General features: G+C 63.5%; 8 protein-coding genes. 3 read left to right on the plus strand and 5 right to left on the minus strand.

What is annotated here, in order from left to right:
- Positions 1–38: 38 nt before the first annotated feature.
- The 5 genes from Q0O95_RS04090 to purD all read right to left on the minus strand — a co-directional run bounded on the left by Q0O95_RS04090 (position 39) and on the right by purD (position 4,552).
- Entirely contained in the window at positions 39–1,205 is a 1,167-nt protein-coding gene (locus Q0O95_RS04090) for an acyl-CoA desaturase (protein ID WP_293695582.1), read from the minus strand.
- 118 nt (positions 1,206–1,323) lie between these two features.
- Entirely contained in the window at positions 1,324–2,016 is a 693-nt protein-coding gene (purQ, locus tag Q0O95_RS04095) for a phosphoribosylformylglycinamidine synthase subunit PurQ (protein ID WP_293695584.1), read from the minus strand.
- Positions 2,013–2,267: a phosphoribosylformylglycinamidine synthase subunit PurS gene (gene purS, locus Q0O95_RS04100; RefSeq protein WP_293695586.1), complete on the minus strand. Its 255-nt coding sequence runs from the start codon at positions 2,265–2,267 to the stop codon at positions 2,013–2,015. The genes purQ and purS overlap by 4 nt, the downstream gene beginning before the upstream one ends.
- Positions 2,268–2,441: 174 nt before the next feature.
- Positions 2,442–3,290: a phosphoribosylaminoimidazolesuccinocarboxamide synthase gene (locus Q0O95_RS04105; protein WP_293695588.1), complete on the minus strand. Its 849-nt coding sequence runs from the start codon at positions 3,288–3,290 to the stop codon at positions 2,442–2,444.
- On the minus strand, positions 3,287–4,552 hold the full coding sequence (gene purD / locus Q0O95_RS04110; RefSeq protein WP_293695591.1) for a phosphoribosylamine--glycine ligase: 1,266 nt from the start codon (positions 4,550–4,552) through the stop codon (positions 3,287–3,289). Before purD ends, Q0O95_RS04105 begins: the two co-directional genes overlap by 4 nt.
- Before the next feature lie 81 nt (positions 4,553–4,633).
- Between purD and Q0O95_RS04115 the strand changes: the two genes are divergently transcribed.
- From Q0O95_RS04115 to Q0O95_RS04125, 3 genes are all read left to right on the plus strand, one after another.
- Positions 4,634–4,990: a sterol carrier family protein gene (locus tag Q0O95_RS04115; RefSeq protein ID WP_293695594.1), complete on the plus strand. Its 357-nt coding sequence runs from the start codon at positions 4,634–4,636 to the stop codon at positions 4,988–4,990.
- A 351-nt stretch (positions 4,991–5,341) separates the two neighbouring features.
- A complete protein-coding gene (locus Q0O95_RS04120; RefSeq protein WP_293695596.1) occupies positions 5,342–6,112 on the plus strand; it encodes a hypothetical protein in 771 nt (256 codons plus the stop codon).
- A 37-nt stretch (positions 6,113–6,149) separates the two neighbouring features.
- On the plus strand, positions 6,150–6,719 hold the full coding sequence (locus Q0O95_RS04125; RefSeq protein ID WP_293695599.1) for a hypothetical protein: 570 nt from the start codon (positions 6,150–6,152) through the stop codon (positions 6,717–6,719).
- Positions 6,720–6,813 lie beyond the last annotated feature (94 nt).

Consider the following 6,813-nt stretch of genomic DNA (forward strand, 5'->3'; position numbering starts at 1 on the left):
GACCACGTAAACCGCCGCCGTAGCCTTCGGGCCCACCATCAGCTCGGGCGATACTGCGCCGTGATGGGGCACTCCATGGGGTCGGCGTGACCGAGTCCGACGCGGTTGAGATAGCGGATCACGATGACATAGGCCCCGACGATGCCCGTCTCGGTGTACGGGATGTCGCGTTCGGAGCAGAACTCGCGCACGATCGGCCGCACCTTCCGCAGGTTCATGCTCGGCATGCGGGGGAAGAGGTGGTGCTCGATCTGGTAGTTCAGCCCGCCCATGGCCCATTCGACGAGCAGTCCGCCGCGGATGTTCCGAGATGTGAGCACCTGCCTGCGCAAGAAGTCGACCTTCTCGTCCTTCGGAATCAGCGGCATGCCCTTGTGGTTCGGTGCGAAGCTGCCGCCCATGTAGATGCCGAACACGGCGAGCTGAACAGCGAGGAAGCCGAGCCCCAGCCAAGGTCCGAGAGCGAGGAAGACGAGCGCAGGGAATCCGATCAGCCTGACCGCCACGAGCACGGCTTCGAGGACTCGGTGCTTCACCTTGGGTGCGAGCAGCACGGTGCGAACGGCGTTGTAGTGCAGCGAGAACGCGAACAGGCTCAGCAGCGGGAAGAAGAGCCAGCCCTGCCTGCGTGTAATCCAGCCCATGAAGCCCTTGCGACCCTCTGCTTCTCCGGGAACGAAGACCAGTGCCCCCGTTGCGATATCGCCGTCGCGGCCGATCGTATTGGGGAGGGCATGATGACGGTTGTGCTTCTTCACCCACCAGCCGTAGCTGAGCCCCACGCCGAGGTTGCCGACGATGCGCGAGAACCATTCGTTGCGGCGGCCGGTGCTGAAGACCTGCTGGTGCGCACTGTCATGCGAGAGGAACGCGAGCTGCGTGAACAGGATGCCGAACAGGGCTGCGACCGCGAGCTGCCAGGCCGTGTTTCCGAGCGTCACGAGCAGCGTTACGGCCCCCGCGAAGGCGACGGAGAGTATGACGAGGCGGAGCACATAGCTGCCCGCCTTGCGATCCATCAGTCCGGCATCCTTGACCTTGCGGCTCAGCTCGATGAAGTCGTTCGGCTGGTCGGTGATGCGATCGGGATCGGAATTCGTCGCTTGGTTGCGCACGGGGCGGCGTCTGCCTGCAGAGGTGATCCCGGTCGCTTCGCGCTCGATCGTGTCCGTCTCTGATGCTGAGGTCTCTCCTGTGGGTCCCATGTATATACCCTAAACAGTGACGTATGCCGTTGTCGTCACTCTTGAGAGCCAAAGGCGAACTCATACTTCGGGTATAGGAAGAAACCGGGGCGGTGTGCGCTCCGCAGAGGCAGCAGCGTTAGGCCGCGATGGTCTCCAGGATGTTCGTGAACATCGGCAAACCGTCGAGGCCGGAGCGCATGCGCTCGTCGGTGTCGGGGCCGAAGCCCAGTTCGACGGCGTGCTCAGGATGCGGCATCAGCCCGACGACGTTGCCTCGCTCGTTCGTCAGCCCGGCGATGTCGTTCAACGCACCGTTCGGGTTGCCGTCGACGTACCGGAACGTGACGAGCCCTTCCCCCTCGATGTGCGCGAGCTGCTCTTCGGTCGCGACGAACCTGCCCTCGCCGTTCTTCAGCGGAATCGTGATGGTGCTGCCCTGCTCGTAGCCGTTCGTCCAGGCGGTATCCGCCCGTTCCACGCGCAGCTTCTGGTCGCGGCGAATGAACAGGCCCTTCTCGTTGCGGACGAGTGCGCCGGGCAGCAGCCTCGCCTCGGTGAGCATCTGGAAGCCATTGCAGATGCCGAGCACGGGCATCCCGCTCTCGGCTGCCCCGATCACCTCCCGCATGACGGGGGAGTGCGCGGCGATCGCCCCCGAACGAAGGTAGTCGCCGTACGAGAATCCGCCGGGCAGCACGAGCGCATCGACGCCCTGCAGATCGTGGTCGCCGTGCCAGAGCGCTACCGGCTCGTGGCCGCCGAAGCGAATCGCCCGCTGGGCATCCCGGTTGTCGAGTGTGCCGGGGAAGGTGACGACCCCGACCCTCACGACTGGTCCATCACGTGGATGCCGACGACGTCTTCTATGACGGAGTTCGCGAGGGTCTCCTCCGCGATCTCCTGCAGCTGCTCGAGACGTGCCGCATCGATTTCGCCTTCGACGGTGAGTTCGAAGCGCTTGCCCATGCGCACTTCGGCGATGCCCTCGTAGCCGCTGCGGGCCAGTGACGAGGTGATCGCCTTGCCCTGGGGGTCCAGGATCTCGGCCTTGGGCATGACTTCGATGACGACGAGCGGCATAGTGGATCTCCTCGGGGACGACTGCTGTAATCCTATCGCGCCGCCGGGCAGTTTCGTGGCCGCTCGTCACCTTCGGGAGAACGTACGCTCATGCCGCGGAAACCGTGTCTTGAGAAGGTTTTTACGGGTCGAGACGGCGTCTGAACCCGTAAAAACCTTCTCGCGACGCACGAATCAGTCCTGCTGCAGGCGCTCGAGCAGTTCAGCGTATCGGTCGGAGGTGCGGCGCACGATCGTCTCGGGCAGCTCGGGAGGGGTGCCCTCGCCGCTCCAGGTCTCGCTCAACCAGTTGCGGACGATCTGCTTGTCGAACGACTCGATGCGACCCTGCTGCAGAGCTTCGGCATCCCAGTAACGCGAAGAGTCGGAGGTCAGGATCTCGTCGGCCAGCACGATCTCGCCGGTTTCACGGTCTCGCCCGAATTCGAACTTGGTGTCGGCGAGCACGAGGCCCTTCGATGCCGCGATCTTCACCGCCCGAGAGAACACGGTGAGCGAGCGCTCACGAATCTCCTCGGCAGCTTCTTCGCCGACGAGTTCGACAACGCGCTGGAAGGGGATGTTCTCGTCGTGCTCTCCCTGCGGTGCCTTCCATGCAGGAGTGAAGATGGGCGGCACGAGTTCGTCACCGTCGACGAGACCGGAGGGAAGTTCGACACCGGATATTGCACCCGTCGCCAGGTACTCCTGCAGGCCAGACCCCGTGACCCGGCCGCGCACGACGCATTCGACGGGCAGCATATCGAGCGACTTCACGAGCACCGCGCGGCCAGCGACCTCCTCGGGCACCGCGGCATCCAGGAACTGGCCGCCGAGATCGAGCCGCTTCGACCACCAGTGCGTCATCGACGTCAACGCGGCGCCCTTGCCGGGGATCGCCGGCTCGAGCACGTGATCGAACGCGCTCACCCTGTCGCTGGCGATCATCAGCAGTCGGTCGGCCGAGGCGAGTGTCTCGCCGATGGGTACGAAGAGGTCCCGGACCTTCCCGCTGTAGGCGAGCTCGAATCCGGCGAGGTTCACTGCCCGGCTCGCTCGGCGATGTCGGTGCGGTACTGGCCACCCTGCAGGTCGATGTGGCCGAGTGCTTCGTAGGCGCGGGCTCGGGCGACCGCGATGGTCGCCCCTTGCCCGACGACGTTCAGGACGCGACCGCCCGTGGCGAACCACTGGTAGCCCTCCTTCTTCGTCGCGGCGTGAATCAGCGTGATGTTCTCGACGCCGGATGCCCCGTCGAAGCCGGCCATGTAGCGGCCGGTTATGGGGGCCTCCGGGTAGCCCTCGCTCGCGAGCACGACCGTCACGGCGGCCCCCGCATCGAACTCGAGCGGCGGCAGGCTGTCCAGCGAGCCGGTCGCGGCCGCGAACATGGCTTCGCTGAGTGGCGAGAGCAGCCGCGGCAGCACCACCTGCGTCTCCGGGTCGCCGAACCGGGCATTGAATTCGATGACGCGGATGCCCGCGTCCGTCAGGATGAGTCCGCAGTACAGGAGCCCCGAGAAGGGGGTGCCCTCCTTCGCCATCTGCCGGACGGTGGGTTCAGCGATCGTGCTGCGCACCTCATCGACGAACGCCGCCTCGCTGCCGAAGCGGTCATCCAGCCACGGCAGCGGCGAGTACGCGCCCATACCGCCCGTGTTCGGGCCCTCGTCACCGTCGCGCAGACGTTTGAAGTCCTGCGCGGGAGCCAAAGGGACAACAGACTCGCCGTCTGCGAAGAAGAACAGGCTGACTTCCGGCCCCTCGAGGAACTCCTCGACCAGCAGGGGGCCCTCCGCGAGATAGGTCTGCGCGTGCTGCAGCGCGGCTTCGCGATCATCCGTGACGATAACGCCCTTGCCCGCTGCGAGTCCGTCCGCCTTCAGCACCCAGGGAGCACCGGAGGCGTCCATAGCGGCCTCCGCCTCCTCGACGGTTGTGACGCGCGTGACCGCGCCGGTGGGCACGTTCGCTTCCGCCATGATGCGCTTCGCGAAGGACTTCGAGCCTTCGAGCTGCGCAGCGGCGCCGGAGGGGCCGAAGACGGCAACACCCGCTTCCCGCACTGCGTCCGCAACACCCGCGACGAGAGGGGCTTCGGGGCCGATCACGACCAGGTCGAAGCCTTCGTCGCTCGCGAAGGCGGCGACCGCTGCTCCGTCGAGGGGATCGAGGCTGACGACCCGCACCTGCCGCGCGATACCGCCGTTCCCGCCGGCGCAGACGATCTCCAGATCATCCTCGCGCAGTAGCGCAGTGATTATCGCGTGCTCGCGTGCTCCATTGCCCAAAACCAGAATCTTCACAGAATCCAGTCTACGTGTGCCGGCTTTCGCTCGCTGTTTTCTCCGCCTCGCGCTGCCGACGAATCTCCTACGCTTGGTCGCATGCCGAAAAGAATCGCCGATGCCGCTGGCATGGATGCCGTTCGCGCCGTGCAAGACGGGTCGGTCGAGCGCCGGAACATCGCGACCTCCGTGCGTTACACCCTGCAGGCGCTGGGCGAACGCGCGCCCGGCAAGAGCGTGGAAGTGCGGGTTCCGCCGTTCGGCGCCGTGCAGTGTGTCGAGGGGCCCGGGCACAATCGCGGGACACCGCCCAATGTCGTCGAGACGGACGCCGAAACCTGGCTCGCACTCGCGGTCGGCGAGCTGACGTGGGCGGATGCGGTGCAGTCGGGGGCCGTGCGGGCATCCGGTTCGCGCGCCGACATAGCGGCGTGGCTACCGCTCGTCCGCAGCTGACGCTGGCCTTGATGCCGGTTGGTGGGCGTTCGGTACTGACTCAGGTCTGGGTGATCAAGATATATTGACGCTAAAGGACTAATATGTTTGTGGTTAGTTTCCGCGTGAGTTTCGGAGGTTCGCATGGTTGCGATGCTTTGCGTCGATTGTGGTTTCAGCACGCAGGACAACCGGGAATCTTGCGACAATCACAGAAGCGTTGCCCCCGCACTCGTGAACGTGCCAGCGTCGCCTATGTCCGTTGGCGTTTTCGAGCTACATCAGAAGATCGTAGACAGTTATGAGGAACTCGACGGCGTAGTATCGCCGGATCGTATCCGGCAACTCACCGTAAAGAGAGTCCGTCAGCACATGGTCGCCGCAACGGACGAGATTGCGGCGAGCTACATCGATGTGCTGGATCCAGAGGAGCGGCAGCAGCGCGTCGTGAACTTCATGCGGTGGCTGACTCGGGCGGAAAATGAATCAGCCATTCGAGACGAGCAAGAACGACGCAGGATCTTCAATGACCCGGCCGGACTCGATTGGGTTGTGCGTGGGATTCTCGAGCAACGGTTACTACTGGGTTACGAGTGGGAGCTCGGATCTCGCATGGGGGTTACTTCGCGTGAAGGAGTGCAGTACGCCGCCGTTGTCGAGGACGAGTTCGTAGCGTATGTGAGTAAGGCCTTCGTGACGGAACGAGTGTTCGTGGCACGACGGTATCTTAAACAGTTCGCGGAAATCATTCAGTACCGGACGGGCCGAGCACCACGCAACAGCACTCCACTTTCGGACGAGGAGACGCTGCGCGGCACAGTTCTGGATCCTATGCAATGGAACACGGATCATGTGAGTACGGAGCAGGAAGAACTCGAGCTTATTGGAATGTACGCAGAAGCGATGCATCAAGAACGCATGGTTTATGAAGCTGAAATGAGTCGCAGACGTCGGGAAACCGCGAAGTCGGTTGGCCTCCTTGCAGGCGGAGCCGCACTCTGGGCTGTCGGTGCGTCGTTGCAGCACAGTGCCAACAAGCAGGCGAGGTCGGACGAGGCTCTCTCGAGAGATTACATGCAGACCATGATCGATCGAGAGCAACGGATTGCGGCTAAGGAGCGGAACAGGCGTTGGGGGCTGTGATGTTCGTGCTCTTGGATCGTGCCACGGGTGCTAGCCAATGAACACGGGCATCCAGAAGTTGTCGTGTCCACGCTGCGGTCACGCGTTGAACGCGTTTGAAGAGGCGCACCAGTGCGTCACGCGATCTCCTGTCGAACGATTGCCGCGGCACCTTCAAATGGGTATCACGCCGAAAGGATCTGCGTACCTGCGACGAGGCGGAGCAGACATGCCGTGTAGTCTTGCGAAGAAGCTAGAGTTGGAGCGGCTTTTACCCGAAAATTCGGCGGGTGTGCGGGGGTTTCCGTATTTCACCGTGCACGATCGTCAGGGTTTCGAGTGGTACATCCGCACAGGAGATCCTCGCTACCGTCCTCCGGTAGATAAGGTCTTGGAGCGGTTTCCGATCAGGACGCGGATGATCAAGGGTGCGGAGCTTTCGCCAATCTTTCTCGGGGTGTTCGACGGTTCGAGCAATTTCTGGACGATTCACGATTTTGCGCCGGAGAATCCATATGTACCGGATGCCACGGTGCTCTGGACCACTGATGGCCAGCGATTTGTAGCGAGGCACAATCGCGAATATCAAATCATCGAATACGATCTAGGATTCATGCGGCAAGGCTGATCGGCGACTACGAGCGGCGTGCATACTGGATAGCTGCATTCGCGGTCGGCGAGCTGACGTGGGCGGATGCGGTGCAGTCGGGGGCCGTGCGGGC

Source organism: uncultured Agrococcus sp., assembly GCF_945915485.1.
GTDB lineage: Bacteria > Actinomycetota > Actinomycetes > Actinomycetales > Microbacteriaceae > Agrococcus.